Below are 26,597 nucleotides of genomic sequence, written 5' to 3'. Positions count from 1 at the left end.
TGACATTGTCTCAAATGTTGGGCGCACCCACGAACCGGCGCCCGGGCAGCGCGGCGGCGGAGGTTCCGCAGCGCGGCGGCGGAGCTCAACAGGGTGCCGGCCACACTCGGGAGTAGTGTTATCTCATCATGACGAGCACGCTCCGCACCGGCACTATTAAGACACTGACAGTCCCCCTGGATGGAAGATCATTCTCCGGGGGGCTGCCGTCATTTCTGGTACGGGACGATGTCCTTTGCTGGACCCGCCGCGAAGCCGGGCTGGTGGGCTTCGGCGAGATCGCCCGCTTCACCGCCACCGGGCCCGAGCGCTTCCTCGAGGCCGATATCTGGTGGCGGCACCTGGTTCTCGAGGCGGACGTCACCGACTCCGTGGACTGTCCCGGCACCGGTCCCGTGGCCTTTGGCTCCTTCGCGTTCTCCAAGGTGTCCACGCACCGCTCCCGGCTGATCGTCCCCGAAATCGTGGTGGGTGTCAGGGACGGCCGCGCCTGGCTCACCCAGTTAACATTCGACGACGGCGAACTCACCGAAGCGGGCGCCCTCGCCGCCCTGGACCGCTGGCTGGATGAGGACCCGCTTGACTCTGACCCGGGAGCCGACCCGATTGACGCCGAGGGCGACGGAGCCGGGAACCCGGCCGCCGCCGTCGTACTCGCCCAGGGCAACCGTCCCGGCGGCGGGAGTGCCGCGGACCTGGGCGCCGACGTCGTACCTAAACTTGAAACCGGATCGCTCAGCGAGCATGACTGGATGGCGGCGGTAACTGCAGGCGTCGCCGAGATCCGCACCGGCAAGCTGGAGAAGCTGGTGCTGGCGCGGGACATTGTGGCCACGATTCCCGAAGGCGTGAATGCCGCCGAGATCCTCCGCCAGCTGGCCGTCCGGTACCGCGAATGCTGGACCTACGGGGTGGACGGCCTGGTGGGTTCAACCCCGGAAATGCTGATCCAGGTGGAGGGACGCACGGCGCAGGCCCGGGTTCTTGCCGGCACCCTGGACCGGCGCGACGCCGAAGGGATGGACGGCTCCCCGCTGGAGTTTGCCGAGCGCGTGCTGGCCGGGTCCGAGAAGCAGCGGCACGAACACGAGATCGCGATCCAGTCGCTCACCACCCAGCTGGCGCCGTTTTCCGAGGCGATGAACGCGCACAGCGAACCGTTCATCCTGGAGCTGCCCAACGTGTGGCACCTGGCTTCGGACGTGAAGGCCGAGCTGACCGAGGTGGAGGGACACGTGCCCACCTGCCTCGCCCTCATCAACGCGCTGCACCCCACGGCTGCGGTCTGCGGAACCCCCACCACTGTGGCCGGCGCGCTGATCCGCAAGCTGGAGCACATGGACCGCGGACCGTACGCCGGTCCGGTGGGCTGGCTGGACGCGGCGGGGAACGGCGAGTGGGGAATCGCGCTGCGCGGCGCCGTTGTCGAGGCACCGGACACCGTGCGGCTCTACGCCGGCTGCGGCATCGTGGAGGGCTCCCATCCCGAGGCTGAACTCGCGGAGACCTGGGCCAAGTTCCGGCCGATGCTCGAGTCGCTGGGCATCAAGAGCTAGAGTCGCTGGGAGGCCCGCGCCCTGAGTCCGGGATTCCAGACAATGCTGCCGCGTGGGGTCTTGCGCTAGCCTCGGTATTAGTTATCCAATAGTGAAACTAAGTTTTCTGTGATGCACATCTCTTATTCGGCGATACACTATAAGCCGTTTTAGTCACGCATACCCCTGCAACAAAAGGTAAGAAACTATGCAGCCCATGTCCTCCGCCACGGCAAAGCTGGCCGCCAAAGCAGCCGCAATCCTCGCCGTCGGCGCCCTCTCCCTCACGGCCTGCGGCGGCAGCTCCACCCCTGCTGCGTCCTCCGCGGGCGGCGTCCAGCTCATCAACGCCGGCAAGCTGACCGTTTGCTCCGACGTTCCCTACGAGCCGTTCGAATTCCAGAAGGACGGCAAGATCGTCGGCTTCGATATGGACATCGCCGCCGAGGTTGCCAAGGACCTCAAGGCCGAGCTCAGCGTAGTGGACAGCTCCTTCGAGGCCATCGAGACCGGCACCGCACTCACCGGCTGCGACGTCTCCATCTCCTCGGTCTCCATCACGGACACCCGCAAGGCCGTGATGGACTTCTCCAACCCGTACATGGACGATGACCTGACCCTCGTGGCCAGCGAAGCCTCCGGCATCAAGGACATTGACAGCGCCAAGGGCAAGAAGGTGGGCGTGCAGCAGGCCACCACCGGCGCCAAGTACGCCCAGGAAAAGGGCATCGACGCGCAGCAGTTCGAAGATTCCGGGCTCCTGGTCCAGGCCCTCCAGGCGGGCACCATCGACGCCGCCCTGGGCAACCAGTCCGTCCTGGCCTACGCCATCAAGGACGACGCCAAGTACAAGCGCGTGGAGAACTACGCCACGGGCGAGAAGCTGGGCATCTCCATCAAAAAGGGCAACACCGCCATGGCTGACCAGGTCAACTCCACGCTCAAGCGCCTGACCGATGACGGCTCCCTGAAGAAGTACGAGACCACCTGGTTCGGCGAAGCCGCCAAGTAGCACCCCGGCCTGAGACCGACTCAGTTGAGGCCCCGTACCGCTGGACGACAGTCCGTACGGGGCCTCATCTGCGCAAAACGAATGTGAGAACACCATGGCAATGACCGCACGTCAACGAGCCAAAGTCAGCCTGTACGTCCAGGCCGGAATCTTCGTTGTGGCTGTGGCCGCGCTGATTCTGGCCACGGACTGGAAGACCATCGGCACCAGCGTCTTCAACTTCGGCAAGATCGGCCCGATGTTTCCGGACATCTTCCTGTCGGGCCTCAAGAACACCCTGATCTACACGGCCCTGGGCTTCATCGTGGGCCTGTCCGGCGGACTGCTGCTGGCGCTCATGAAGCTCTCCAGCTTCCCGCTCTACCGCTGGATCGCCACCGGCTACATCGAGTTCTTCCGCGGCATCCCCGCCCTGCTCGTGTTCATCGCCTTCGGCTACGGTGTTCCGCTCGCGTTCGGCGTGCAGTGGAACGTGACCGTCGTGGTGATGATTTCGCTGGGCATGGTGGCCGCGGCCTACATCGCAGAAACGCTCCGCGCCGGCCTGCAGGCCGTGCCCAAGGGTCAGCTCGAAGCCGCCCGCTCGCTGGGCATGCCGCAGTGGCGGGCCATGGTATCCATCGTGATCCCGCAGGCATTCCGAATCGTGCTGCCGCCGCTAACCAACGAGGTCATCCTCCTGACCAAGGACTCCTCGCTGATCTACGTACTGGGCCTCACCGCTTCCCAGTACGAGCTCACCAAGTTCGGCCGCGACGGCATCTCCAGCCTGGGCGCAGGGCTCACCCCGCTCCTCGTGGCCGGCGCCTTCTACCTGGTGATCACCATCCCGCTGAGCCTCTTGGCCCGGAAGTTCGAAAGCCGCTCCGCGCGGACGAAGCGATAGGCAGGACAGTCATGAACGACGTCGTACATCCCTCAGACACAGCCGGCACCCGCGGTTCCGCCGTGCATGCCGCCGGAGTTTCCCTCAAGGACCTCCGCAAGTCCTACGGCACCAACGAAGTCCTCAAGGGCATCAGCCTGGACGTTGCCCCCGGCGAGGTTGTCTGCCTGATCGGCCCGTCCGGCTCCGGCAAGTCCACCCTCCTGCGCTGCGTCAACCTCCTCGAGAAGCCCAACGAGGGCACCATCCACGTCGGCGGTTTCGAGGCCACCGACCCGGACGTGGACATCGACAAGATGCGCCGCAAGGTGGGCATGGTGTTCCAGCAGTTCAACCTGTTCCCGCACCTGAACGCACTGCAGAACTGCACCATCGCCCAGACGAAGGTGCTCAAGCGCGGTCAGGCGGAAGCGGACAAGGTGGCCCAGGCCAACCTGGAACGCGTTGGCCTGGGACACCTGGCCGACCGCTTCCCGGACCAGCTCTCCGGCGGCCAGCAGCAGCGTGTGGCCATTGCCCGCGCGCTCAGCATGGACCCCGAGCTCATGCTGTTCGATGAGCCCACCTCGGCCCTGGACCCGGAGACGGTGGGCGACGTCCTGTCCGTCATGCGGAACCTGGCCAAGGAGGGCATGACCATGCTGGTGGTGACCCACGAGATGGGCTTCGCCCGCGAAGTGGCCGACCGCGTGGTGTTCATGGACGGCGGCGTTGTGGTGGAGGAAGGCGTGGCCGAGCAGGTCATCAGCGCCCCCACGCAGTCCCGCACCAAGGAATTCCTGAAGCGCGTGCTGGACCCGACGCACATCGACATCTCGAAGTAGGGGTCCGGCCCGCGCATTTCGACGCGCAAATGCCTTGGCGCACCTGGTATTCCGGGTGCGCCAAGGCATTTGCGCGTCACGGGACATTTTGCGCGTCGAGAATGGCAGAACGCGCACGACGGCGGGGCACCCCGCCCGCCGCCAGCTTCCGTTCCAGCCGGCCCGGCTGCATCAGGTCGGCCCACACCCACCGGACCACCGTGAACCCGAGGGCCCGGATCCGGTCCTCGCGGTATTTTTCTTCGACGACGGCCTGGGACGGTGTGCGCCCCTTGAGGTACTCCGGTTTGAGGTACTTCTCCTCGCCGTCAAACTCACCAACCACCCTGGCCCGCTTCCAGCAGAAGTCGGAGTAGCCAATCAAACCCTGGCCATCCCTGAATGCCTGCTGGAGGACCGGAGCATCGAACCCTGCAACGTGAAGGAGCGAGCGGCTGTAGGACTCCCCTGCGGAACCGGAGAGGGCATTTGCGAAGTCGAGCGCGGCGTGGATCTTGCGCTGTCTGGCCGCGCTATAGATTGATCCGATGCCCGCCCTGAGGTCGTCCTTACTCAAGGCGGACGGCTGCGCGGCAGTCCCCGGCCGAAGTACAGCGCCCGGCCCCAGTACATGGTCCAGCGGGACAACAGCCTCCGCGAACGGCGTGAACGCAGCCAGGTCCAGCACGGTGCGGACCCGGGACGTGACCAGCAACCCGTCGCGCCGGACTACTTCCAAACCTGACGGGGCCGCGAAGTGGCGCCTGACCCCCGCCCGCGACCTCCCGCCGTCGTTCGTCAGGGCCAGGGCTTGAACCGGATGGCGGACGCCGATGGTAGGTACTCCCCACACGTTTGCCGCCGAATGCCTGGCAAAGATGGTTGGCTTCTGGAACATTTCCGCGGCAGCTTGGATCTGCAGCCGGTACTTTTGCCAGTCCTTCAGTTCCCGCCAGGCCGGCCCGTCCGCGTACACACCGTGCCGGATCCTCACCAGGGCACCGGAGTTCACCTGCTTCGAGAGGTCCTTGGCAGTGAGCGCATGCAGCCCGCAGTCTCGGGCAAGGAGGAGGTTTGGGAGATCCGGCATGCATTCAAGCTGTCAGGACCAAGCCGCAGAAACGAGGAGACTGGGCTCGTATGTGGACAACGCCCGCAGCCTTTTTTCGACGCGCAAATGTCCCTGCGCACGGGTTATTCGGGGTGCGCCGGGACATCTGCGCGTCATGAGACCTTTTGCGTATCGCGGACTACGGCGCCAGCACGCCCCGGACCGCGTCTCCCACTGCCGCCTTGATCCGGCCGTGCAGCTCCCGAAGGCCCGTGCGGTCCGTGCGGACCTCAATGATGCTGCGGCCCTGCCGCGGTGCGGAAAGCGCCTCGGCGAGTGCCGCCGTCGTACTTACCGAGCAATGTTCGACGCCGTACGCTGCGGCGAGTGCCGCGATGTTCACGCTGTGCGGGGTGCCGAAGAGCCGTTCGACGGCGTTCCCGTACGTTCCGGACTCCTGCACGGCGCCGTGTTCCAGGAGATTGAAGATGGCCCCGCCCGCGTCGTTGAGGACCACGATGCGCAGCAGGGGATCGTTCTCGGCGAAGCCCAGGAGGAGCCCGCCGGCGTCGTGCAGGAAGGTGACGTCGCCTACGAGCAGGGTGGTTTCCTGCCGGCCGCCCCACGCGATGCCCGTGGCGGTGGAGATGGTGCCGTCGATCCCTGCGAGGCCGCGGTTGGCGAAGACGGTGGCCTGCGGTCCGGGCGCGGGCTGGCCGGCGAGGTCCACGTCGCGGATGCCGTTGGAGGAGCCCAGCATGAGCTGCCCGCGCGCGTGCTGCCACACCAGGGCGCCCACCGAGGGGCCGGACGCTGCGGTTTCCCCGGACAGCACCTGGTCGAGCGCATGCTGGGCGGCAGCACCGGCCAGGAGCCACGCGTCCAGCCACGCCGCTGAGCCCCGGCCGGAGAAATCGGCGAGGTCGCTGAGATTGTCCAGGGGCAGCTCGGTGCGGCGGCCCGGCTCGTACCAGGCCACGGGAACGGGCTGGTAGAGGGCCGAGGGGACGTCGGCACGGGCCAGCAACTGCGCCACGGGCCGCGACAAGGTGGGCCGGCCGAACAGGACGACGCGCTCGATCGGCTGCGCGGAGTCCGGGCCGAAGTGCTCCAGCAGGAGCCGGTAGGGGCCCACGGCGTTGGGGCCGAAGCGCGAGTTGGAGGACGGTTCGGCGAGCAGCGGCAGGCCGTGCGCGCGGGCGAAGGCTTCGGCGACCGGCCCGGCGTCGTGCCCTGCGAGCACCACGGTGCGCCGTTCCTGCAGCCCGGCGGGGGCGGGCGTGAGGGTGAGCGGCTCCGGGCCGCGGCCGATCTGCCAGATTCCCGGCCCGGCTGCCTCCGGCAGGTGGTCGCCGGCGGCCGGGACCAGCGGATCGCGGAAGGCCAGGTTCAGCTGCACGGGCCCGGGCGGCGTGTCCTCGAAGGCTCCCGTGGCCGCGCTGAGGGCGGTCTCCACCGCGCGCTGCGGGTCGGTGCCGGCGGGGACGTCGACGGCGAACCGGACGTGTTCGCCGAAGAGGTCGAGCTGGTCAGTGGTCTGGTTGGCGCCGGTCCCCCGCAGTTCGTCGGGCCGGTCGGCGGAGAGCACCACCAGCGGAACGGCGGCGTGGTTGGCTTCCATCACGGCCGGCATGAGATTCCCGACGGCGGTGCCCGACGTCGTGAGCACGGCAACCGGCGCTCCCGTGGACAGGGCCAGGCCCAGTCCGGTGAACCCGGCCGAACGTTCGTCGATCCGGACCAGGAGTTCCACCCGGCCGGCGGCGTCGGCCTCGGCGAGCGCGTAGGCCATGGGTGCCGACCGCGATCCGGGCGAGACCACCACGTACCGCACGCCGCCGTCGAGCAGGGTTTTGACGGCGATCCGGGCTGATTTGACGGCAGTCAGGATGCCTGCTGATGATTCGGCGGGGGTGCCGGTAGCTTCGGGATCTGTGGCGGCGCCGGTGGGATCACCTTCGGAAAGGGGGGCATCCTCGGCGGCGGCGTAGGTGTTGAGCGGGTCCAGCGGGTTCTCGGAAGTCACCAATCCAGTCTGCCACCAACCCCGCACCCTCTCTCACTTCCTGCCGCCCCACCCCGCACCCTCTCTCACTTCCTTCAACCCAGTGAGAGAGCGTTGCCCCAGACCCCGCAGGAAGTGAGAGAGGATCCCAAGCCGCACATCAGCTCACACGAGTTAGGTAAACTGCAGCAAAGCAGTGTTTCCCACCCGGAGGATCAGCCCATGAACCGCAAGGCCACCGCGCTGGACGTCGCCAAGCTGGCGGGTGTCTCGCGCAGCGCTGTGTCGCTCGTGCTCAACGGCCGCGGCGACGGCAACGTTGCCCTCGAAAGCCAGCAGCGCATCCGGGAAGCGGCCGCCGCCCTCAACTACTCGCCGAACAAAATCGCCTTGAGCCTGCGCAACCAGCAGTCGCGCATCATCGGCATCGTGTCGGACCAGGTGGTCACCAGCCCGTTCGACGGCAACATCATCGCCGGTGCGGACGCGGTGGCACGGTCGCACGGCTTTGTCACCGTGGTGATGGACACGGAACTGGACGAGTCCCGGGACGAAAGCGCTGTGGAAACCCTGCTGGACCGGCAGGTGGACGGGTTGATGTATGTGACGGTGGGCCTGCGTCCGCTGCACGTGCCCCCGAACATGGCCCGGGTCCCGTCCATCCTGGCCAACTGCTTCGACGACCGCCCCGAGGCCGGGCTTCCGTCCGTGATTCCCGACGAGGTCCGCGGCGGACGCGAAGCCGCCGAGCATGTCATGTCGCTCGGCCACCGGGACATCGCCTTCCTCGCCGGCGACTCCCTGACTCCTGCGGCGCCGCGGCGGATCGACGGCTACCGCGATGCTTTCAAGCTCGCGGGCATGCCCGTCAATGAGGACCGGGTCATCCAGGTGGGCTGGGATATCGACGCCGGATTCCACGGCGCCATGAAGCTCCTCGACGGGGTGGAACCACTCGCGCGTCCCACCGCGATCCTCTGTGCCAACGACCGCCTTGCCATCGGCGTCGTGCTGGCCTGCTACCGGCTGGGGCTCAACGTTCCGGAGGACGTGTCCGTTATGGGCTACGACGACGAATTCCGCGTCGCCAAGGCGATGGTCCCGGCGCTCAGCACCATGGCCCTTCCGCTGCGGGAAATGGGTGAGGCTGCCATGACGGCGCTGCTCGCCGAGGTGGAAGCGGTTCCGAACGGAAAGAACGACGACGGCGGCACGGGCGCCAGCGCCGGCGGCGGTTCCGCTACCGGCACTGAGCCCGCGTCAAGCTCCGAGACTATGGTCCCCTGCCGCCTTGTGGTCCGGGATTCCACCGGCCCCGTCCCGGCCGGGCGCTGAGTCCCGGCCGGTTTAGCCGGCCGGGCCGCAACACCAGTCGCTACGAGGGCTGCTTCAGTTCCCAGACGTCCGCCGTGGCCCCGGACGGAAGCTGCAGCTGCCACTGCTCCCCCGCAGCCGGGTAGGCCCGCAGCGTCGTGGCCACGGAACCGGCCCGGTAGACCTCCACCAGGGAGGCATCCACGAAGACCCGCAGTTGCTCCCCCGGAGCGATGGTTCCGCTGAACACTGTCTGCCGGCTGGAGTCCCCCACGAGCAGCAGTTCGACGGCGGAGTCCCCGCTGCCGCCGGAAGCGTCCCCGCTGCCCGGACGAGCCCCGCCGGTCACCAGGGCCTCGGCAAAAGCAGGCAGCACAACGGACCCTGCAGCCTGGCTGGCCGTCAGCGTTCCGCGGTAGGCATCGATCTCCGGGGCGGGGCCCACGGCCAGGGTGCCATCCACCACGGAGAGCTCACGCGGGAAAGTCAGGACTCCGGCCCAGCCGGCGGCGTCGATTTCGTCCTGGCTGCGGCCACGGCGGCCGTCGCGGCCAGGTCCCTCGTTGGCCCAGCCCCACAGGAGCGCCCGGTCTTCGAGCGCCACGATCTGGGGTGCGTAGAAGTCGCGCCCGAGGTCGGACTTTCCGCCGCCGCGCGGCGTGAACACCGGCAATCCGGTCGCCGGGTCCTCGGTCAGCGAACCGACCAGGTGGCCCACACCGTTGGCGTGTTCGTGCGCGTCCCCCGAAAGCCAGAGCGAGAACATCATCAGCCAGGTTCCGGAATCGCCGGAGTCCCCTGCGCCGCCGGAAGAGGCGCCGGACGCATCCGGAACCCGCACCAGCTGCGGGCATTCCCAGATTTCGGCAGGCGTGGATTCGGCGGCCACCGGGTTCTCCGAGGTCAGCCAGATGCCCTGGTACTTCCAGTCGGACATGTCGTCCACCGTGTACAGGAGCAGTGCGGCGTGCCCGTTGGCGAGGCCGGCGCCCTGCATGGCGTAGCGCTTGCCGTTGAACCGGAAGATGAACGGGTCGCGGACAGCGGTGACCTGTCCGTCGGCGGGCATCGAGGCGGCAACATGGCAGGTCTGCTCCCAATGGACCAGATCCTCCGAGCCGCGGGCAATGACCACCTGCGAGTGGCCGCCGTCGCCGCGGACGCCCGAGTAAGCGGCGGTGGGGACACCGCCGTCGTCCGTCACCACACCGGTCCAGCAGCCGTACTCATCCGGCCCGCCGTGCTGCGGGCGCAGTGCCACCGGGTGTTCCTCCCAGCGCACCAGGTCGGCGGAGCTCACGTGGCCCCAGGCGATCTTGTGGTGCCGGGCGGAGTCCGGGTTGTACTGGAAGAACACGTGGTAGCGGCCGTTGAGGTAGCTGATGCCGTTGGGATCGTTGATCCAGCCCTGTGCGGGACGCGGGTGGAACCGCGGGAAGGCGGGGTCTGGGTGGGCGGCGGCGACGTCGTCGAAGCGCATGGCGGCGAGGTCCGGGGAGGGCATGGCGGGGCCTTTCGGTGGGGAGGTTATTTTCCGGTGCCGGCCGTGAGGCCGTCCTGGAGTGCGCGCTGGCCGAACATAAAGACCACCAGCGCCGGAATCATGGACAGGACCACGCCTGCAAGAACTACTGAGATGCTGCCGGTTCCCAGGTTGCCCTGAAGCGAGACGAGTCCCAGTGGAAGTGTGAAGTTTTGTTCGGAGATGGTCAGGATGAGCGGGCGGAAGAACTCGTTCCAATGGAAGTTGAAGGCGAGGATTCCCACGATCGCCATGCCGGGCATCGCCAGCGGTGCATATACGGAACGGAACGTCCGCCAGGGCGAGGCGCCGTCGATCGAGGCGGCCTCGGCCAGTTCGGCGGGGAGCCCCATGAAGTACTGGCGCATCAGGAAGGTGCCGAACGCCGTCGGAATGGCCGGGAGGATCAGCGCCAGCAGCGTGTCCGAGAGGCCCATGCCGCGGATCAGCATGAACACGGGCACGATCGTGACCTGGACCGGCACCATCATGGTGGCCAGCACGATCGAGAAGAGTGCGCCGCGGCCGCGGAACTTCAGGTGCGCGAACGCATAGCCCGCCATCGCCGCGGACACCATCTGGCCAACCGCGATCAGCCCGGTCACCAGGGCGCTGTTGAGGACGAGGAGGAAGATATTCAGCTGCTGGAATACTTCACCGTAGGACGTGAAGTCCGGGTTCCACGGGAAGAACGACGGCGGCAGCTTGAAGGATTCCGACGGCGACCGCAGCGAGGTGGACAGGGTCCAGAGCACCGGGCCCAGCGTCAGGGCTGCCGCGATCAGCAGAAGGCCCACGCGGAGGGCGAAGGTCCAGCTGAACCTGCGCCGCCTGGGAGTCGTTACGGGGAGGCCTTCGGAGAGCCGGGGGGAATGCCCAGCCAGGCCGTGGTCTGTTGTGGTTGTCATGGCTGGCCTTACTGGTAGAAGACGAATCGTTTGCTGAGCCGGAACTGCGCGGCCGTGATGGCCATGATGATCAGGGTGAGAAGCACGCCGATGGCGGACGCCTGACCAAACTCGAGTCGCTGGAAGGCCGATTCAAAGATGACCATCACGGCGGTGCGCGTGGAGTCGCCGGGGCCGCCGCGGGTCAGCACGTAGGGCTGGTCGAACACCTGCAGCGCGCTGATGATCGCCATCACCGAGGCCACGAGGGTGGTGGGGCTCAGCAGGGGAAGCGTGACGTGGAGGTGCTTGCGCCAGCCGGTGGCGCCGTCGATCGATGCCGCTTCGTATGTCTCCACGGGAATGGAGGCCAGACCGCCGATGAACAGCAGGAAGGAGAACCCGAAGTTCTGCCACACGTAGACAAGGATCACGACGGCGGCAGATCCGCCGGGGGTGGTCAGCCAGGGCACCGCGGGGATGCCCGCCAGCGACAGGAACCAGTTGACCACGCCGAACTGTTCGTTGAAGAGGTAGCGCATGAAGATGGATACCGAGGCCGCGGACAGGATCAGCGGGAAGAAGAAGGCCGAGCGGAAGAACACCCGCAGCCAGGCCGGCATCTTCTCCTGCACCATGATGGCCAGCGCCAGGGCGAGCCCCAGCTGGAATGCCACCGCCACCACCACGAACACGATGGTGTTCAGGAAGGAGACCCGGACGGTGGGGTCCTGGACCACTTCGGAGAAGTTGTCGAAGCCCACGAACGTCGGCGCGGAAATGATGTCCCAGCGGAAGAAAGCAAGGACCACGGAGGCCACGATCGGGATCAGGGTGAACAGGCCCATGCCGAGGATGGTGGGGGCCAGGAAAATCCAGGCCAGCCAGCGCTGGCTGTGCCGTGACTTGGCGGTGGGTTGGTGCTGGGCCGGCTCGGCCTGCCCGGCCGCCTGCCTCGGCCGCTCCCGCGGCGGGGTGGTGGTGCTCATGACTGCCTCCTCAGGGCCAGTTCAAGGTCGCGCTGCATGGAGGCGAGGGCCTGCTTGAGCTGGCGCTCGTCGCCGCTGACAGCCAGCGAAACGTTCTTCATCAGGGCCGTTTCGACGGCGGCCTGCTGCGGTGGGGCCGGGATGGGCCCGGTGGTGGGGAACCTGTCCAGGGTGTCGTAGAAGACCTTCCAGTTGGCGGGTCCCTTGCCGGCGTAGAGCTTCTCGTTGACCATGGAGCGGCGCGCCGGCGTCGTAATCGGGTTGGGGAAGATCAGTTCCATGGCCTCGCGGCTGGAGCTGAACTTGATCCATTCCCAGGCGGCGTCCTTGTCCTTGGCGGTCTTCATGATCGCGTAGCCGGCGGTGCCGAACTGGTGGCGCTGGGTCTTCCAGCGCGGGAAGAACTGGACGTCGAAATCGTTTTCGCCCATGCCGGCTTCGTGGAGGCCCTGCACCCAATAGCCGCCGGCCGGCGTCGTACCGATGCGGTTGGAGGCGAACAGCCCGACCAGGGAGCTGCCGCCGCCTTCCTCCGGGCGGACGCCGAGCCCGTCCTTGACCAGGCCGCGGAGGTAGTCGAAGGACTCGAAGACGCGGTCGTCGTTGGCGTTCGGCTCCAGCCACTGGTAGCCGCCGGAACGGAGGCTGCGGGAGGGATCGTTGGCGTAGAAGCCGTCCCAAAGCCATTCCCCGCCGGAGGACCGGGTTTCCTTCAGGAAGCTGGTGTCGTTGGCGTAAAGCCAGGGCACCACACCGCCGAAGAGCCGGTTGGTCCAGTAGTACGGGGTGAAGTCCGAGGGGCGGGCCTTGCGCATGGCGGCCAGGCTGTTGCGGAAGTCCAGGTGGGTCCAGTCATCCGCCGGGCGGTCCAGACCGGCCTGCGCGAATGCGGTGGTGTTGTAGTACATGTTGGCGGCGTTCCAGTCCATGGGGAGCTGGTACAGGCTGCCCTTGTACATGAAGGCCTCCACCAGGCTGGGGTGGACGTCCTCGAAGAACTCCCGCATGTCCGCGGCGTCGCGGCGCACGTATTCGTCGAGCGGGTGGGCGAGCTTTTCCGCGAACAGCTGGGCGCCTTCGGTGGCCACGTAGACCACGTCCGGCGGTGTGCCTGCGGCCACCATGGTGAGGATCTTGGTGAAGAAGTCCTTCCAGTCGACGGCCTGGATGGCCTGGACCTTGACCTTGATCTCCGGGTGGAGTCGGGTGAAGGCGTCGATGGCGCGCTGGCGGGCGGCGGCGTCCGCGGCGGTGCCCATGATGGCGATGCTGAGGCTGTTGTCCCCGCGGCCCGGAATGTCGGTCCCGGAGAGCCGCGGCCACGACGCCACGGTTGCTCCGATGATTCCCGCGCCGAGGGCACCAAGGGCGGTACGGCGGGTGATTTCCCGCAGGTGCCCGTTTGTGGCTCCGGTCATGTCAATTTCCTTCCTAACACGTGTTAGGAACTGTAGATCAAGGACCTAACACGTGTCAAGCGTCACAACTGTGCCCCCTTCCCAAACGCTCTCTCACCTCCCGGCACCCCTCCCCAAACGCTCTCTCACCTCCCGGCACCCCTCCCCAAACGCTCTCTCACCTCCCGGCGCTCCTCCCCGAACGCGCTCTCACCTCCCGCACCTCGAAGACCCCAATGCCCCGCCCGGCACGTTCTGACCTCCTCCACGCCCTGGCGGGCCGCGGCGTCGACGTCGGGGACACAGGGAGCGAGCGTTTCCCCAAAACCCGCAAGAAGGGAGAGAGCGTTCCCCAAAAGCAGGCAGGACCTGAGAGGGCGTTGGAACCGCCATGCACTCCACAGGGGAATGCTAAGCGCATAGACTCGTGGGAGAAGGAGGCCGACAATGGCAAAAGGTCCCACGGTTTATCACGTCGCAGAGCGGGCGGGCGTCTCCATCGCGACCGTTTCGTTCACCTTCCGGCAGCCCGACAAAGTGAAGGCGTCCACGCGCGAACTTGTCCTCGCTGCCGCGGAAGAACTGGGTTACGTCCCCAGCGCCAGCGCGCGCGGCCTGGCAAGGGGCCGTACGGGCGCCCTGGGTCTATTTGCCTACGACTACCTGCTGGACCCGGCCGACGGCATCCGCGGCGACGGCCCGGCCCCCGAAAACACCGAAAACCCCGAGAACCCCGCGGCCGCCGACCTTGAGCGCCGGAACGAGGATCTCCGGCTGTTTCCGCTGTACGTGGACGAGGTCCAGCGTGGCGTTGAGCTCGAGTGCTGGCGCCGGGGGCAGGCGCTGCTCGTTGGCGGCGGAAACCCGGAAAACAACGAGGCCGTGCTGTCGGACATTGCCGGCCGCGTCGACGGGCTGGCCGTGTTTCCGCGTTCCGTCCCGAGCGAAGCCCTTGCCCGGATCGCCCGCCGCATCCCCGTGGTGGAAGTGTCCGAGAACGTGAACAACCGCGCGTTGGACCACGTCACCGTGGACAACATTTCCGGCGTGCGGGCCATCACCGAACACCTCATCTCCGCGCACGGACTCTCGGATCTGCTGTTCCTTGGCGGCATGCCGTCCTCGGACAATGAGCAACGGCTCGAAGGTTTCCGGGCGGCACTTCACGATGCGGGACTGCCGGCAACGCGCGAGCCGAAATACCCGTGCGGCAGCGAACAATCCCTGACGGAAGTCGTCGCCGACATCCTTCGGCAGGGCTCATTGCCCGAGGCCTTTGTATGCGCCACCGATCAGGACGCGCTGGTGGTGATGGACGCCCTGACCGCCGCCGGTGTCGGGATTCCCCAGGACGTTGCCGTGACGGGCTTCGACGGAATCGCTGCCGGGCGGGTCATCAAGCCGTCGCTTACCACCGTGCGCCAGCCCATGGAACAAATGGGACGCACTATGGTGGAACTGCTCCTGGACCGGCTGGACCATCCCGACAAGCCTGCCGTGAACCTCCGGCTTCCCGTGCGCGTCGTGCTACGTGAAAGCTGCGGCTGCCAGCCGGGCTAAGCCCGCCGCCGCAAACAACAGAAGCGCCCGACGACGGCGGGACTGCCCGCGCGGCACTCCTCGCCTTCGCGCTCCCCCACTTGAGCTTCGAAGCGCACCGTGCGCCAGGACCCACACAGCCCGAACCCGCGCACCCCGTCGGCAGCCACTCCGGAACCCCTCCGCCGCTCCTCCGTCGCGCCTCCCTCGCGCCGCCGGAGCACCCCGCCGCGCCCGCGCACCCACTCCCCGCGCAACAACTTTCTTCCGGCTACCTGTTGCCAAGATCACATTCAATGCGCTTAGATTGGTTCGAGCGATAAATCAAAGCGCTTAGATACTTTTGCAGAACGGTGCCCTCACCGGCCCCGCCCCGCTACGCACCAGCCGAAGCACCGGCCCAGGCATGAGCCCGAAGCCAAGCCGAAGCCGGCCGCGCCTGCGGGACCGATGAAAGGAACAATGATGATCCATCCGAACGCCAAGAAGGCAGCCGCCGTCGGCCTCGCTGCCGCACTGCTGCTCACCGGCTGCGGCCGGGACTCCGCAGGTTCGTCCGCCGCGTCGTCGGCCAAGCCCGTTGCCTCGGGCCCGGCATCCGGCACCATCACGCTGTGGGCCCAGGGCAGCGAAGGCGAAGCCCTTCCGGCGCTGCTCAAGGAATTCGAAGCCGAAAACCCCGGCGTCAAGGTCAACGTCACGGCCATCCCGTGGGACGCCGCGCTCAGCAAGTACCAGACCGCCATCGCCGGCGGCACCACCCCGGACGTCGCCCAGATGGGCACCACCTGGATGGGCGATTTCGCCAATTCCTTCGATGCCACGCCCCAGGAGATCAGCACCAGCGACTTCTTCCCCGGCTCGGTGAAGTCAACCGAAGTCGAAGGCACCACCTACGGCGTCCCGTGGTACGTCGACACCCGTGTGGTCTACTACCGCAGCGACCTCGCGGAGAAGGCCGGCATCACCAAGGCGCCCGAAACCTGGGATGACTTCAAAGCCCTCGCCAAGGGTCTCCAGGAGAAGGCCGGGGCAAAATACGGGGTCCAGCTGCCCGCCGGCGTCGCCGGTTCGTACCTGGACACCCTCCCCTTCCAGTGGTCCAACGGCGCGAAGCTGATGAACGACGACGGCACCAAGTGGACCCTCGACACCCCGGAAGCGGCAGAGGCGCTGAAGTACTACTCCAGCTTCTTCGCCGACGGGCTCGCGTCCAAGGCCGTGTCCACCGGCACCACTGCCGAAGCATCCTTCGTGGACGGTTCCGCCCCCATGATGATCAGCGGCCCGTGGCACGTCGGCCTGCTCAACAAGGCCGGCGGCGCAGGTTTTGAGGACAAGTACAAGGTTGCCCCCATGCCCAAGGAGAAGACCTCAACGTCCTTCGTCGGCGGTTCCAACATGGTGGTGTTCAAGAAGTCCCAGAACCGCGACGCTTCCTGGAAGCTCCTGCAGTGGCTGTCCAAGCCCGAGGTCCAGCTCAAGTGGTACAAGGCCACCGGCGACCTCCCCTCGCAGCAGAGTGCCTGGAAGGACCAGTCCCTGGCGGGAGACAGCAAGCTCTCCGTCTTCGGCGACCAGCTCAAGACCACCAACAACCCGCCGGCCGTCACCACCTGGACCCAGGTTGCCGCGGCCGCTGACAGCGAAATCGAACAGATCGTCAAGGCCGGCAAGGACCCCGCTGAGGCGCTGAAGTCCCTGCAGCAGGCCGCAGATTCGATCGGCACCGGGAAGTAACAGTGGCCACCACCAACGCGCCGCCTGCCGGCACCAAACCGCCTGCCGGCACCAAAAGTGCCGGCAGGCCTCCGGCCCGCGCCAACGTGCGCGCAGGGCAGACGCGGCGGCGCAGGAACGCGCTGACGGCGTGGCTGTTCGCGCTGCCTTTCGTCCTCATCTTCTCCGTGTTCATGCTGGGACCGCTGGTGTCGTCGTTCCTGATGTCATTCACCGACTTCACCAGCCGCGACATCGAGAACCCCCTGGCGGTCGGATTCGTCGGGATTGACCAGTACGCCGCGCTTTTCCGGAACCCGCAGTTCCTCCACTCCGTGTTGAACACGGCCTATTTCGTAGTGGTCGGCATCCCGCTCACCACGGTCCTTGCCCTCGCGCTTGCGGTAGCCCTCAACAACGGCATCACGCGTTTCCGCACCGCCTTCCGCGTGGGTTTTTACACCCCTGTGGTCACCAGCATCGTGGCCGTGGCCGTGGTGTGGCGGTTCATCCTGCAGCCTGACGGGCTCCTGAACGTCATCCTCGGCTGGGTGGGAATCGCCGGCCCGGACTGGCTCAACAGCACCACCTGGTCCATGCCGGCCCTGATCCTGCTGGCCGTCTGGCGGAACCTGGGCACGCTCATGATCATCTTCCTGGCCGGGCTGCAGGCTGTTCCGGGCGACATCCTCGAGGCCGCCGAAGTGGACGGCGCCAACGCCTGGCAGCGGTTCATGCGGATCACCCTGCCCATGCTGCGCCCCACGCTCCTGCTGGGAACTGTGCTGCTCTCGGTCGGCTTCCTGCAGTTCTTCGAAGAACCGTTCGTCATGACCAAGGGCGGCCCGCTGGATTCGACCCTGTCAGTCAGCTACTTCACGTACAACCAGTTCGGGTTCGGCAAATACGGCCTGGCCTCCGCGGCCAGCTATGTGCTCTTCGTGGCCATCGCCCTGTTGAGCCTGCTCCAATTCCGAGCCCTGCGATCCAAGGACTGAGGACCGATCCCCATGACGATCCCCGAAACTTCAGCGCCGCTTCCGGCGGCTCCGGCACCCGCCGCAGCGTCCAACGGAGCGGAACCCGCCGCCGTCGTACGCGGAGCGGTCCCGGCCGGAACCACCGGTGGTTCCCCTCAACAGCGCAACGCACGACGGCGGTCCAGCCGCCGCGCGCCGGCGCGCCGCACGCTGACCTACGCTGTCCTGGTGGTGGCCGTTTCCGCGACTCTCCTGCCGTTTGCCTGGATGTTCCTCGGCGCGTTCAAGACCCAGGGCGAGCTCCTCCGCCGGCCCATCACCTGGTGGCCGGAGCAGCCCACGCTGGACAACTTCCTGGTCTGGTTCAACGAGCTGCACATCGGCACGTTTTTCCTGAACAGCGTGGTGGTGGCCGTGTTCACTGTCCTCGGCAACCTGCTGTTCTGCTCCATGGTGGGCTACGCGCTGGCCAAGATGGATTTCCCGGGCAAGCGCTTCCTCTTCCTGCTGGTCATGGTCATGCTGATGGTCCCGGGTGTGGTCACGTTCGTGCCGCTGTTCGTGATGGTGAGCAAGCTGGGCCTGGTCAGCACCTACCCGGCCCTGATCCTGCCGTTCCTGGCCGCCCCGATGGGCGTGTTCCTGATGCGCCAGTTCATCATGGGCATCCCGGACTCCCTGATCGAAGCGGCCCGGATCGACGGCGCCGGCGAACTCCGCACGTTCCTGCGGATCGTTATGCCTCTGTGCGGGCCGCCGCTGGCCACCCTCGGCATCCTGACCTTCCTCGGGTCATGGAACAACTTCCTGTGGCCGCTGGTGGTGGCGCAGACCGAGGACATGTACACCCTGCCGGTGGCCCTGTCCCTGTATTCCACCGGCCAGAACGCCACCGACTACGGCCTGCTCCTCGCCGGATCGGTCCTGGTGATCACGCCCATCATCCTGCTGTTCGTCTCCCTGCAGCGCTACTTCATCCAGGGCGTCGCAGCCACCGGCATCAAATAGAGCCGCCTTCTCCCCTGCCCTTCCAGACTTCACCTGACGCAAGAGAGCACCCATGACTTCACACACCCATACCAGCCCGCGCCCCGTCACCTCCGTGGCTGACGGCGGCACCCCCTACCGGGACCTCAACGGCAACGGGATCATGGATCCCTTCGAAAACCCGGACCTCAGCCCGCACGAACGCGCCGCCGACCTCGTGGGCCGCCTCAGCCTCGAGGAAAAGGCCGGGCTGATGTTCCACACGGTCATCGAAACCGGCCCGGACGGCACCCTGCTCGAGACACCCGGCAACATCAGCAAGTCGCCCACCAGCACCGTGATCCTGGGCAAGTTCATGAACCACTTCAACATCCACGCGCTGGGCACCGCCCGCGAGGCGGCCCGCTGGAGCAACGCCCTGCAGGCCCTTGCCGAGCAGACCCCGCACGGCATCCCGGTGACCATCTCCACCGACCCCCGCCACGCCTTCATCGAGAACTCCGGCGTCTCGTTCACTGCGGCCCATTTTTCGCAGTGGCCCGAGCCGATCGGACTGGCCGCCGTCGGCAGTGCGGACCTGATCCGCCGCTTCGCCGAGATCGCCCGCAAGGAGTACACCGCCGTCGGGATCCGCGCGGCGCTGCACCCCACCGTTGACCTGGCCACCGAACCGCGCTGGTGCCGGCAGGCGGGTACCTTCGGGCAGGACTCGGATCTCAGCTCGAAGTATGTCGTTGAATACCTCCAGGGCTTCCAGGGCGACGAGCTGGGGCCGGACAGCGTCGCGTGCACCACCAAGCACTTCCCGGGCGGCGGGCCGCAGCGCGACGGCGAGGACGCCCACTTTCCCTACGGCCGCGAACAGGTCTACCCCGGCGGCCGCTTCGACGAACACCTGGCACCGTTCCGCGCCGCCATCGCGGAGAAGACCAGCGCCATGATGCCGTACTACGGCATGCCGATCGGCGTCGAGCTGGACGGCGAACCGGTGGAGGAAGTCGGCTTCGGCTACAACAAACAGATCATCACCGGCCTGCTCCGCGAGAAGCTCGGCTACGACGGCGTGGTGCTCAGCGACTGGGAGCTGGTCAACGACAACATCGTCGGAGACCAGGTGCTGCCGGCCCGGGCCTGGGGCGTCGAAGAGCTCACCGCACCCCAGCGGATGCTGAAGATCCTGAACGCAGGCGTGGACCAGTTCGGCGGCGAGGAATGCACCGAACTGCTCCTCGGCCTGGTCCGGGACGGGCTGGTCAGCGAGGAGCGCCTGGACGAATCCGCGCGCCGCCTGCTGCTGGTCAAGTTCCAGCTCGGCCTGTTCGACAACCCCTTCGTGGACGAGGACGCCGCGGCCGAAACCGTGGGCAACGCCGAGTTCCGGCGTGAAGGCCACCGCGCCCAGGCACAGTCCGTCACGGTGCTGGCCAACGGAACGCACGACGGCGGGACCGCACTGCCGCTGACCGGCTCACCCGCCGTCTACGTGGAGGGCATGGACCCGCTGAGTTTCGACGGTTTCGGCACTGTAGTTCAGGACCCGGACCAGGCGGATGTTGCCGTGATCCGGCTGCACTCCCCCTGGGACCACCGCGACGACCTGTTCCTGGAGCAGCACTTCCACGCCGGGAGCCTGGACTTCCCGCCGGGGCTGGTTTCCCGGCTCCGCACCCTGGCCGCGAAGGTTCCGCTGATCATCGACGTGCGGCTGGACCGGCCTGCCATCCTCACGCCCCTGGCGGAGTTCGCCTCGGCCCTGGTGGGTACCTTCGGCGTCTCGGACACGGCACTCCTCGACGCCCTGTTCGGACGCATCGAGCCGCAGGGCAGCCTTCCCTTCGATATCCCGCGGTCCATGGACGCCGTGCGTGCTTCGCGCTCGGATGTCCCCGGAGACACCGCCGATCCCCTGTTCCCGTTCGGGCACGGCCTGCGCCTGCCGCACGTCCTGGCCGCCCACGCGCCGCGGTCCGGAACCGCCACCGCCGCCACCCAGTCAGGACTGAGCTCATGAACCAGCGCTTCGATGCCACCCCGGGATTCTCCACCGCCAGCCGCCGCCAGCTCCTCGCCGGCGCGGCCGCCTTTGCCGTCACCGGACTCGCCGCCGCCACAGCGAAACCCGGCTTCGCAGCGGCAGGTGCGGAACCGGCGTCGTACTTTGCCCGCGCACGGAACCTGGGCGGGGTGGACCGCAACGTCATCACGCGCTGGGCCCAGGACACCTGGAAATCGCTGGTTGCCATGACCGATTCCACAACCGGCCTGCCTGCCGACTACATCGGCGAGTCCATCACCGCGCCGAAGCGCAGCGGCTTCACCTCGCCCACCAACATCGGCGGCTACATGTGGAGCACCGTGGTGGCCCGGGAGCTGAACATCATCAGCGCCAGCGAGTGCCGGGAACGGCTCACCCGCACCCTCACCACCCTGGCCGGCCTCAAGCACCACGAGCCCAGCGGCATGCTCTACAACTGGTACGACGAAGCCACCGGCGAAGTCATCACCGTCTGGCCCGAGAACGGGAACCCCGTGGCGCCGTTCATGTCCAGCGTGGACAACGGCTGGTTCGCTGCCGCCCTGATGGTGGTCCGCAACGCAGAGCCGAAGGTGGCCGGGCTGGCCAACACCATTCTGGGCAGGATGGACTTCGGCATCTTCTACAACAAGGACGCCCGGCCCGGCATTGCCGCCGGCCTGCTGCGCGGCGGCTTCTACGACGTCAAACCGCCGGTGGAAACGGTCCAGGGCAACTACCTCGGCCGCGGCCCGGACGTCTACTACACGATGAACCACTACGACGTCACCAACTCCGAGCCGCGGATCGCCACCTACATCGGCATTGCCCTGGGCCAGCTGCCGCCGGCGCACTACTTCGCCACCATGCGGGTCTTCCCGGACAGCTGCGACTGGTCGTGGCAGGAGCAGAAGCCGGCGGGCCAGACCCGGACGTACCAGGGCATCGACGTCTTCGAGGGCGCCTACACGTACCGCGGCATGCGGATCGTGCCGAGCTGGGGCGGGGACATGTTCGAGTCCCTCATGCCGGACCTGTTCGTTCCGGAGTCCAGCTGGGCGCCGAAGGCCTGGGGCATCAACCATCCGCTGACCGTCCGTGCCCAGCGCGAGTTCGGCCTGGACGACGCCAAGTACGGGTACTGGGGCTTCTCGCCGGCCAGCCACCCGAACGGCGGCTACTCCGAGTGGGGCGTCGATGCGCTGGGCATGAGCAGCGACGGCTACCCGTCCGACGTCGAACGCACCAGCGTGGACACCGGCTTCGACGGGTGCCGCCCGGCCGGCAATCCGACCCCGGCCTGGGGCGACGGCGTGGTGACTCCGCACGCCGCGTTCCTCGCGATGGAATACGAGCCCCGCGAAGCGTACGACAACCTGGTCAAGATCGAACGCGACCTCGGCGCATACGGCGCCGGCGGCTTCTTCGATGCCGTGGCCGTCAAGTCCGGAACCATCGCCCGGCGCTACCTCTCGCTGGACCAGGCCATGGTCCTGGGCGCGATCGGGAACGTCTTCGGCAACAACGTGATCCGCCGCAACTTCGTCCAGGGCGAGGTGGAAGCGGTCATCAAACCGCTGATCGAGGTCGAGGAGTTCGGCGCGGGCCTGGCCGGCTAGGACGCTCTCTCACTTCCCGCCGCCCCAACCCAAACGCTCTCTCACTTCCCGGCGCAAGGACAACCGCGGGTGAGAGAGCGTCGCCGGCGCCGGGCGGCGGCGGGAATGGGGCCAGTGCCGGCAACCTACCGCTACATGTTTTCGGGCGCCTCGATGCCTAGCAGGTCCAGACCCTCGGTGAGCCTGTGGAGGACCAGTGTGCACAGGGCGAGCCGCGACTCGCGGACGGACTCGTCCGCTTTCAGGACGGGGCACTGGTCGTAGAACGAGGTGAAGAGCTGCGAGAGTTCGAACAGGTACGCACACAGCCGGTGCGGCTCCAGCAACTCGCCGACCCTCCGCAGCGTGGCGCCGTACTCCAGCAGGTGGAGCGCCAGGGCGCGCTCGGCGGGTTCGACGACGGCGATCCTTGCTCCCGCCGTCGTCTCCCCTTCGAGGGGCCCGGCCACCGCCGTCCCCGGCTCAGCTCCCGACGGAGCCCCGCCAACGGACACAGCCTCCCCCGCCTTCCGCAGGATGGAGCGGATCCTGGCGGCGGCGTACTGCACATACGGGCCGGTGTTCCCGCTCAGTGCCAGCATCCGGTCGAAGTCGAATACATACTCGGTATCATGCCCCACGGAGAGGTCTGCGTACTTCACGGCACCGATCCCCACCTGCCGGGCGGTCACGGCGCGTTCGTCCTCCGAGAGGTCGGGGCGGCTCGCATCCACCACGGCGCGGGCGCGTTCCACGGCTTCGTCCAGCAGCGCCATGAGCTTCACCGGAGTGCCCGAGCGGGACTTCAGGATCTTGCCGTCTTCGCCGAGTACGTTGCCGATCTGCACATGAGTGGCCTCGACGGTGTCCGGCAGCCATCCGGCCTCGCGGGCGGTTTCAATGACCATCCGCAGGTGGACGTTCTGCGGCGCGCCAACGACGTACAGGATGCGGTCGGCATGGAGTTCGTGCACGCGGTACCGGATGGTGGCGAGGTCGGTCGTCGCGTACCCGTAGCCGCCGTCGGATTTGCGGATGATGAGCGGCAGCGGCTCGCCATCCCTGCCGGTGAATCCCGCGGGGAACGTGCACAGCGCACCCTCGCTGACGCGGGCCAGGCCGCGCTCCTCCAGTTCCTGGCACAGCTGTGCTAAATGGGGATCGTACGAGCTTTCGCCGGCGATGTGCTCGTCCTCAAGGCTCACCCCCAGCGTGGCGTAGATGGCATTGAAGTAGACCTTCGAATGGTCCACCAGACGCTGCCAGACCTCCAGCGTCTCCTCGTGGGCCGACTGCAGCGACACCACGCGAAGGCGGGCCCGCGTCGCAAAGCTGTCCGGACCGGAATCGGAGTTGTCGAACTTCGCCCGTGCTGCCTGGTAGAACGCGCTGGGGTCCTCCACGAGCAGGGCTGCCTCGGGCGAATCCTCGCCGATCTCCAGCCAGTGCTCTATCAGCATGCCAAAGGGAGTTCCCCAGTCGCCGATATGGTTCTGCCGCATCACCGTGTGGCCCAGCGCCTCAAGCACCCGGACCAGGCTGTCCCCCACCACGGTGGTGCGGAGGTGGCCAACGTGCATTTCCTTCGCAACGTTTGGGGAGGAATAGTCGACGACGACGCGACGGGCTTGCGTCTCCGGCCCGCCTTGCGGCTGGGGCGCCTGAGCTGTGTCAGCCTGGGCGTTGAGGAGCTCTTCGATCCACGTGCCGTCGAACGTGAGGTTGATGAAGCCGGGCCCGGAGATTTCCACGCCGGTGCAGAGTCCGTCGAGTTCCAGCGCCTCGACGATCCGGGCAGCGGCATCGCGTGGCGGGAGGCCCACCTTCTTGGCAAGGGCCATGGCGGCGTTGATCTGGATGTCCGCGAACTGCGAGGGCCGGACCACCGGATCGGTGTCGCGGAATTCTTCGCCGAACGCTTGGGCAATAGCTGCCTGGACTCTGGGGACAACCATCTCGGCCGGATTATTCACAAACTCAAAATTATCAGCCCAACCCCCTTCCGACGCTCTCTCACTTCCTGCGGCTAAAGCCAAAACCCTCTCGCACTTCCTGCCGCCCAAAAAGAAACGTTCTCTCACCTCCCTGCCGTGCGGCAGCGGAGGTGAGAGAACGTTCAGAAAAAACCCGCCAAAGGTGAGAGAGCGTCCCGAAAAAACCGGCAGGAAGTGAGAGAGCGTCGGTAGGAGTCGGGACTGGCGGGTGTGCAGGCCGGGAAGGGCCGCTGAGGCCGGTAGGGGCTAGGCGTCCGTGCGGAAGACCTGGACCACGGACGGGCGCGGGGCGCGCGCCTGGCCGCGTGCCGGCGTCGTGCCTGCCGGAACGTAGTCCGGGAAGTACGAGTTGGGCGCGTCGAACGTGCCTTCCTCACCCGGGTGCTGCACGGAGACGAAAACGGTGCGCTCGTCGTCGTGGATGATCGGTCCGCAGGTCTCGCCGTCGCGGGGCACGGCCAGGAACTGCTCCACCTTGCCGCGTTCGGCGCCGTCGAGCGTGACCTTGAACAGGCCGTCCGCGCGGCCGATGCCGGAGGGGGCGCCGTCTGTGGAGATCCAGAGGTTGCCCACGGAGTCGAACGCGAGGTTGTCCGGGCAGGAGATCGGCGAGACCTGGTCCACCGGGAAGCCGGAGAAGTAGGTGACGTCGCCCTGGGCCGGATCGCCGCAGACCATCAGCAGGTTCCACGTGAACTTGGTGGACGTCTGGTCGCCGGTTTCGGTGATCTCCACGATGTGGCCGTCGCGGTTGGCGTTGCGCGGGTTGATCTCGGTGGCGCCTTCCTTGCCCACCTTGCCGCGGTCGGAGTTGTTGGTGCAGGCCACGTAGACCTTGCCGGTGTGCAGGCTGGGCTGCACGTCCTCACAGCGGTCCATCTTGGTGGGGCCCACCTTATCGGCCGCGAGGCGGGTGTACACCAGGACTTCCTCGACGGTCATCCCAGGCACGGCCGAGGCGCCGTCAACCACCAGCGGCAGCCACTCGCCGGTGCCGTCGAACGAACCGTCGGACGGAACAGCGCCGGTGCCGGTGATCTCGGCCGCCGGCGAACTGCCGGTGAACTTGGCCACGTACAGGTTGCCCGCGGACAGCAGCGTCATGTTGTGCTTGCGGTCGCCCTCGCGGTACTTGTCCTTGGAGACGAACTTGTAGAGGTAGTCGAAGCGCTCGTCGTCGCCCGAGTAGGCCACTACATGGCCGGACTCGGCCACGATCACGTTGGCGCCTTCGTGCTTGAAGCGGCCCAGCGAGGAGTGCTTCTTCGGTGTGGAGGTGGGGTCGAACGGGTCGACTTCCACGATCCAGCCGAAGCGGTTGGCCTCGTTCCCGTAGTCGGTGTTGCGGGTGTCAAAGCGGGGATCGTCCAGTTCCCACTGGCGGGCCGTGGGCTTGTTCGTCAGGCCGTAGCGCTTGTCGTAGTCGGACGTGCCCGGGGAGACGAAGTAGCCGTTGAAGTTCTCTTCGCCGGAAAGGATGGTGCCCCAGGGGGTGGTGCCGCCTGAGCAGTTTCCGAGGGTTCCCTTGATCCAGCGGCCCGCATAATCGTCCTTGGTCTTAACCAGGGAGGAGCCCGCAACGGGACCCGTGAGTTCGTAGACGGTGCTGTTCAGGTAGCGGCGGTTAAGCCCGGCACCCTTGACGTAGCTCCACGGCTTGTTCTTGTTCTTCCGCTCCAGTTCCACCACCGTGAGGCCGTGCGCGGCGGCGCCGACTTTCCGGACATCCGCTGCCGGCATGCTGGCCGGGAACATGATGGCGTCGTTGGTGTACTCGTGGTTCGCGAACAGCAGGGCGCGGTGGCCCTTGCTGCCCGGGATCTCCAGGATGTCGGAGTAGTCGTTGTTGTAGCCGAACTGCTGTTCCTGGGCGGCGGCCGTCTGGTTGTTGAGGTCGAAGTCCGGCGCGGTGTTGAAAATCGGGTCACCCCAGCGGATGACCGGCTGCCAGGTGAACCCTGCGGGCACGGTCATTTTGTCCACGTCCGCGGCGATGGACGGGATCGCGGTGAACTGCAGCTTGGACTTGCCGAAGCCGTCCTTTGCAGCGGCGGCGAGGCCGGTCCCGCCGTCGGCCACTGCCGTCCCGGCAGACGTTACTGCACTGCCGAGCACGACGGCGAGCGCGCCGGCGGCGCCGAAGCCGAGGGCGGCGCGGCGGGACATCGTGGCAGAGGCGATGTCGCGGAAGTAGCTGTTGGAGCTGGTGTTGCAGACCTCGCCCGAGCAGGCGTTGTCGCACTTCAGCGCACAGGTGACGGGGCTGCGCTTGCCTTTGGTGTGGCCGAGCATGGGTAGCAGGGCAAACTTACGTCCGGTCGTATCAGACATGGGGGCCTTCCAAGGGATGTGATGCGGTCCCGCC

Annotated in this window: 19 protein-coding genes; 11 read left to right on the top strand and 8 right to left on the bottom strand. The window is 67.0% G+C overall.

What is annotated here, in order from left to right; translation table 11 throughout:
* Positions 1-128 precede the first annotated feature (128 nt).
* From AC6JAC_RS06085 to AC6JAC_RS06070, 4 genes are all read left to right on the top strand, one after another.
* On the top strand, positions 129-1,556 hold the full coding sequence (locus AC6JAC_RS06085; RefSeq protein WP_497963930.1) for an isochorismate synthase: 1,428 nt from the start codon (positions 129-131) through the stop codon (positions 1,554-1,556).
* A 187-nt stretch (positions 1,557-1,743) separates the two neighbouring features.
* Entirely contained in the window at positions 1,744-2,547 is an 804-nt protein-coding gene (locus tag AC6JAC_RS06080) for an ABC transporter substrate-binding protein (protein ID WP_454699136.1), read from the top strand.
* Positions 2,548-2,641: 94 nt separating this feature from the next.
* Positions 2,642-3,433 (top strand): amino acid ABC transporter permease, encoded by a 792-nt coding sequence (locus tag AC6JAC_RS06075; RefSeq protein WP_347897052.1) that lies wholly within the window; start codon positions 2,642-2,644, stop codon positions 3,431-3,433.
* A gap of 11 nt (positions 3,434-3,444) precedes the next feature.
* Positions 3,445-4,257, top strand: coding sequence for an amino acid ABC transporter ATP-binding protein (locus tag AC6JAC_RS06070; RefSeq protein WP_454699137.1), 813 nt, complete (start codon positions 3,445-3,447; stop codon positions 4,255-4,257).
* A 76-nt stretch (positions 4,258-4,333) separates the two neighbouring features.
* On the opposite strand, the gene AC6JAC_RS06065 is transcribed toward AC6JAC_RS06070, so the two are convergent.
* Positions 4,334-5,326 carry a hypothetical protein gene (locus AC6JAC_RS06065; protein WP_497963927.1) on the bottom strand — a complete coding sequence of 331 codons (993 nt, stop codon included), beginning with the start codon at positions 5,324-5,326 and terminating at the stop codon, positions 4,334-4,336.
* A gap of 160 nt (positions 5,327-5,486) precedes the next feature.
* On the bottom strand, positions 5,487-7,313 hold the full coding sequence (gene menD / locus AC6JAC_RS06060; protein WP_497963925.1) for a 2-succinyl-5-enolpyruvyl-6-hydroxy-3-cyclohexene-1-carboxylic-acid synthase: 1,827 nt from the start codon (positions 7,311-7,313) through the stop codon (positions 5,487-5,489).
* Between the two features lie 201 nt (positions 7,314-7,514).
* Between menD and AC6JAC_RS06055 the strand changes: the two genes are divergently transcribed.
* Positions 7,515-8,627 carry a LacI family DNA-binding transcriptional regulator gene (locus AC6JAC_RS06055; RefSeq protein ID WP_497963923.1) on the top strand — a complete coding sequence of 371 codons (1,113 nt, stop codon included), beginning with the start codon at positions 7,515-7,517 and terminating at the stop codon, positions 8,625-8,627.
* 40 nt (positions 8,628-8,667) lie between these two features.
* On the opposite strand, the gene AC6JAC_RS06050 is transcribed toward AC6JAC_RS06055, so the two are convergent.
* Genes AC6JAC_RS06050 through AC6JAC_RS06035 form a run of 4 tightly spaced genes read right to left on the bottom strand, consistent with a single transcriptional unit; the run spans position 8,668 to position 13,422 of the window.
* Positions 8,668-10,110 carry a glycoside hydrolase family 32 protein gene (locus AC6JAC_RS06050; RefSeq protein ID WP_497963921.1) on the bottom strand — a complete coding sequence of 481 codons (1,443 nt, stop codon included), beginning with the start codon at positions 10,108-10,110 and terminating at the stop codon, positions 8,668-8,670.
* A 23-nt stretch (positions 10,111-10,133) separates the two neighbouring features.
* On the bottom strand, positions 10,134-11,036 hold the full coding sequence (locus AC6JAC_RS06045) for a carbohydrate ABC transporter permease (protein WP_028271572.1): 903 nt from the start codon (positions 11,034-11,036) through the stop codon (positions 10,134-10,136).
* An 8-nt stretch (positions 11,037-11,044) separates the two neighbouring features.
* A complete protein-coding gene (locus tag AC6JAC_RS06040) occupies positions 11,045-12,004 on the bottom strand; it encodes a carbohydrate ABC transporter permease (protein WP_454699143.1) in 960 nt (319 codons plus the stop codon).
* Positions 12,001-13,422, bottom strand: a complete 1,422-nt coding sequence (locus AC6JAC_RS06035) for an extracellular solute-binding protein (protein WP_028271570.1) — start codon at positions 13,420-13,422, stop codon at positions 12,001-12,003. The genes AC6JAC_RS06040 and AC6JAC_RS06035 overlap by 4 nt, the downstream gene beginning before the upstream one ends.
* A gap of 426 nt (positions 13,423-13,848) precedes the next feature.
* Between AC6JAC_RS06035 and AC6JAC_RS06030 the strand changes: the two genes are divergently transcribed.
* The 6 genes from AC6JAC_RS06030 (at position 13,849) to AC6JAC_RS06005 (ending at position 22,259) form a co-directional block, all read left to right on the top strand.
* On the top strand, positions 13,849-14,961 hold the full coding sequence (locus AC6JAC_RS06030; protein ID WP_497963918.1) for a LacI family DNA-binding transcriptional regulator: 1,113 nt from the start codon (positions 13,849-13,851) through the stop codon (positions 14,959-14,961).
* A gap of 444 nt (positions 14,962-15,405) precedes the next feature.
* Positions 15,406-16,680: a sugar ABC transporter substrate-binding protein gene (locus AC6JAC_RS06025; RefSeq protein ID WP_028271568.1), complete on the top strand. Its 1,275-nt coding sequence runs from the start codon at positions 15,406-15,408 to the stop codon at positions 16,678-16,680.
* Between the two features lie 86 nt (positions 16,681-16,766).
* Entirely contained in the window at positions 16,767-17,657 is an 891-nt protein-coding gene (locus AC6JAC_RS06020) for a carbohydrate ABC transporter permease (RefSeq protein WP_454699965.1), read from the top strand.
* Positions 17,658-17,669: 12 nt separating this feature from the next.
* Positions 17,670-18,647 (top strand): carbohydrate ABC transporter permease, encoded by a 978-nt coding sequence (locus tag AC6JAC_RS06015; RefSeq protein ID WP_497963916.1) that lies wholly within the window; start codon positions 17,670-17,672, stop codon positions 18,645-18,647.
* Between the two features lie 52 nt (positions 18,648-18,699).
* Positions 18,700-20,637, top strand: a complete 1,938-nt coding sequence (locus AC6JAC_RS06010; RefSeq protein WP_497963914.1) for a glycoside hydrolase family 3 protein — start codon at positions 18,700-18,702, stop codon at positions 20,635-20,637.
* The gene (locus AC6JAC_RS06005; protein ID WP_497963912.1) at positions 20,634-22,259 is read left to right on the top strand and encodes a glucoamylase family protein; all 1,626 of its coding nucleotides are present in this window, start codon (positions 20,634-20,636) and stop codon (positions 22,257-22,259) included. Before AC6JAC_RS06010 ends, AC6JAC_RS06005 begins: the two co-directional genes overlap by 4 nt.
* 131 nt (positions 22,260-22,390) lie before the next feature.
* On the opposite strand, the gene argS is transcribed toward AC6JAC_RS06005, so the two are convergent.
* Together argS and AC6JAC_RS05995 are read right to left on the bottom strand one after the other, a co-directional pair.
* Entirely contained in the window at positions 22,391-24,193 is a 1,803-nt protein-coding gene (argS, locus tag AC6JAC_RS06000; protein WP_497963910.1) for an arginine--tRNA ligase, read from the bottom strand.
* 285 nt (positions 24,194-24,478) lie between these two features.
* Complete coding sequence (locus AC6JAC_RS05995) at positions 24,479-26,563, bottom strand: PhoX family protein (RefSeq protein ID WP_028271563.1); 2,085 nt, start codon at positions 26,561-26,563, stop codon at positions 24,479-24,481.
* Between the last annotated feature and the right edge of the window lie 34 nt (positions 26,564-26,597).

Source organism: Arthrobacter sp. KUASC02 (assembly GCF_059739395.1).
This window is presented reverse-complemented; position numbering and strand designations above follow the sequence as displayed.

Excerpts from the sequence above, each read along its gene's own strand:
- AC6JAC_RS06085 (WP_497963930.1), top strand. The coding sequence starts at position 129 with ATGACGAGCACGCTCCGCACCGGCACTATTAAGACACTGACAGTCCCC.
- AC6JAC_RS06080 (WP_454699136.1), top strand. The coding sequence starts at position 1,744 with ATGCAGCCCATGTCCTCCGCCACGGCAAAGCTGGCCGCCAAAGCAGCC.
- AC6JAC_RS06075 (WP_347897052.1), top strand. The coding sequence starts at position 2,642 with ATGGCAATGACCGCACGTCAACGAGCCAAAGTCAGCCTGTACGTCCAG.
- AC6JAC_RS06070 (WP_454699137.1), top strand. The coding sequence starts at position 3,445 with ATGAACGACGTCGTACATCCCTCAGACACAGCCGGCACCCGCGGTTCC.
- AC6JAC_RS06065 (WP_497963927.1), bottom strand. The coding sequence starts at position 5,326 with ATGCCGGATCTCCCAAACCTCCTCCTTGCCCGAGACTGCGGGCTGCAT.
- AC6JAC_RS06055 (WP_497963923.1), top strand. The coding sequence starts at position 7,515 with ATGAACCGCAAGGCCACCGCGCTGGACGTCGCCAAGCTGGCGGGTGTC.
- AC6JAC_RS06050 (WP_497963921.1), bottom strand. The coding sequence starts at position 10,110 with ATGCCCTCCCCGGACCTCGCCGCCATGCGCTTCGACGACGTCGCCGCC.
- AC6JAC_RS06045 (WP_028271572.1), bottom strand. The coding sequence starts at position 11,036 with ATGACAACCACAACAGACCACGGCCTGGCTGGGCATTCCCCCCGGCTC.
- AC6JAC_RS06040 (WP_454699143.1), bottom strand. The coding sequence starts at position 12,004 with ATGAGCACCACCACCCCGCCGCGGGAGCGGCCGAGGCAGGCGGCCGGG.
- AC6JAC_RS06035 (WP_028271570.1), bottom strand. The coding sequence starts at position 13,422 with ATGACCGGAGCCACAAACGGGCACCTGCGGGAAATCACCCGCCGTACC.
- AC6JAC_RS06030 (WP_497963918.1), top strand. The coding sequence starts at position 13,849 with ATGGCAAAAGGTCCCACGGTTTATCACGTCGCAGAGCGGGCGGGCGTC.
- AC6JAC_RS06025 (WP_028271568.1), top strand. The coding sequence starts at position 15,406 with ATGATCCATCCGAACGCCAAGAAGGCAGCCGCCGTCGGCCTCGCTGCC.
- AC6JAC_RS06015 (WP_497963916.1), top strand. The coding sequence starts at position 17,670 with ATGACGATCCCCGAAACTTCAGCGCCGCTTCCGGCGGCTCCGGCACCC.
- AC6JAC_RS06010 (WP_497963914.1), top strand. The coding sequence starts at position 18,700 with ATGACTTCACACACCCATACCAGCCCGCGCCCCGTCACCTCCGTGGCT.
- AC6JAC_RS06005 (WP_497963912.1), top strand. The coding sequence starts at position 20,634 with ATGAACCAGCGCTTCGATGCCACCCCGGGATTCTCCACCGCCAGCCGC.
- argS (WP_497963910.1), bottom strand. The coding sequence starts at position 24,193 with ATGGTTGTCCCCAGAGTCCAGGCAGCTATTGCCCAAGCGTTCGGCGAA.
- AC6JAC_RS05995 (WP_028271563.1), bottom strand. The coding sequence starts at position 26,563 with ATGTCTGATACGACCGGACGTAAGTTTGCCCTGCTACCCATGCTCGGC.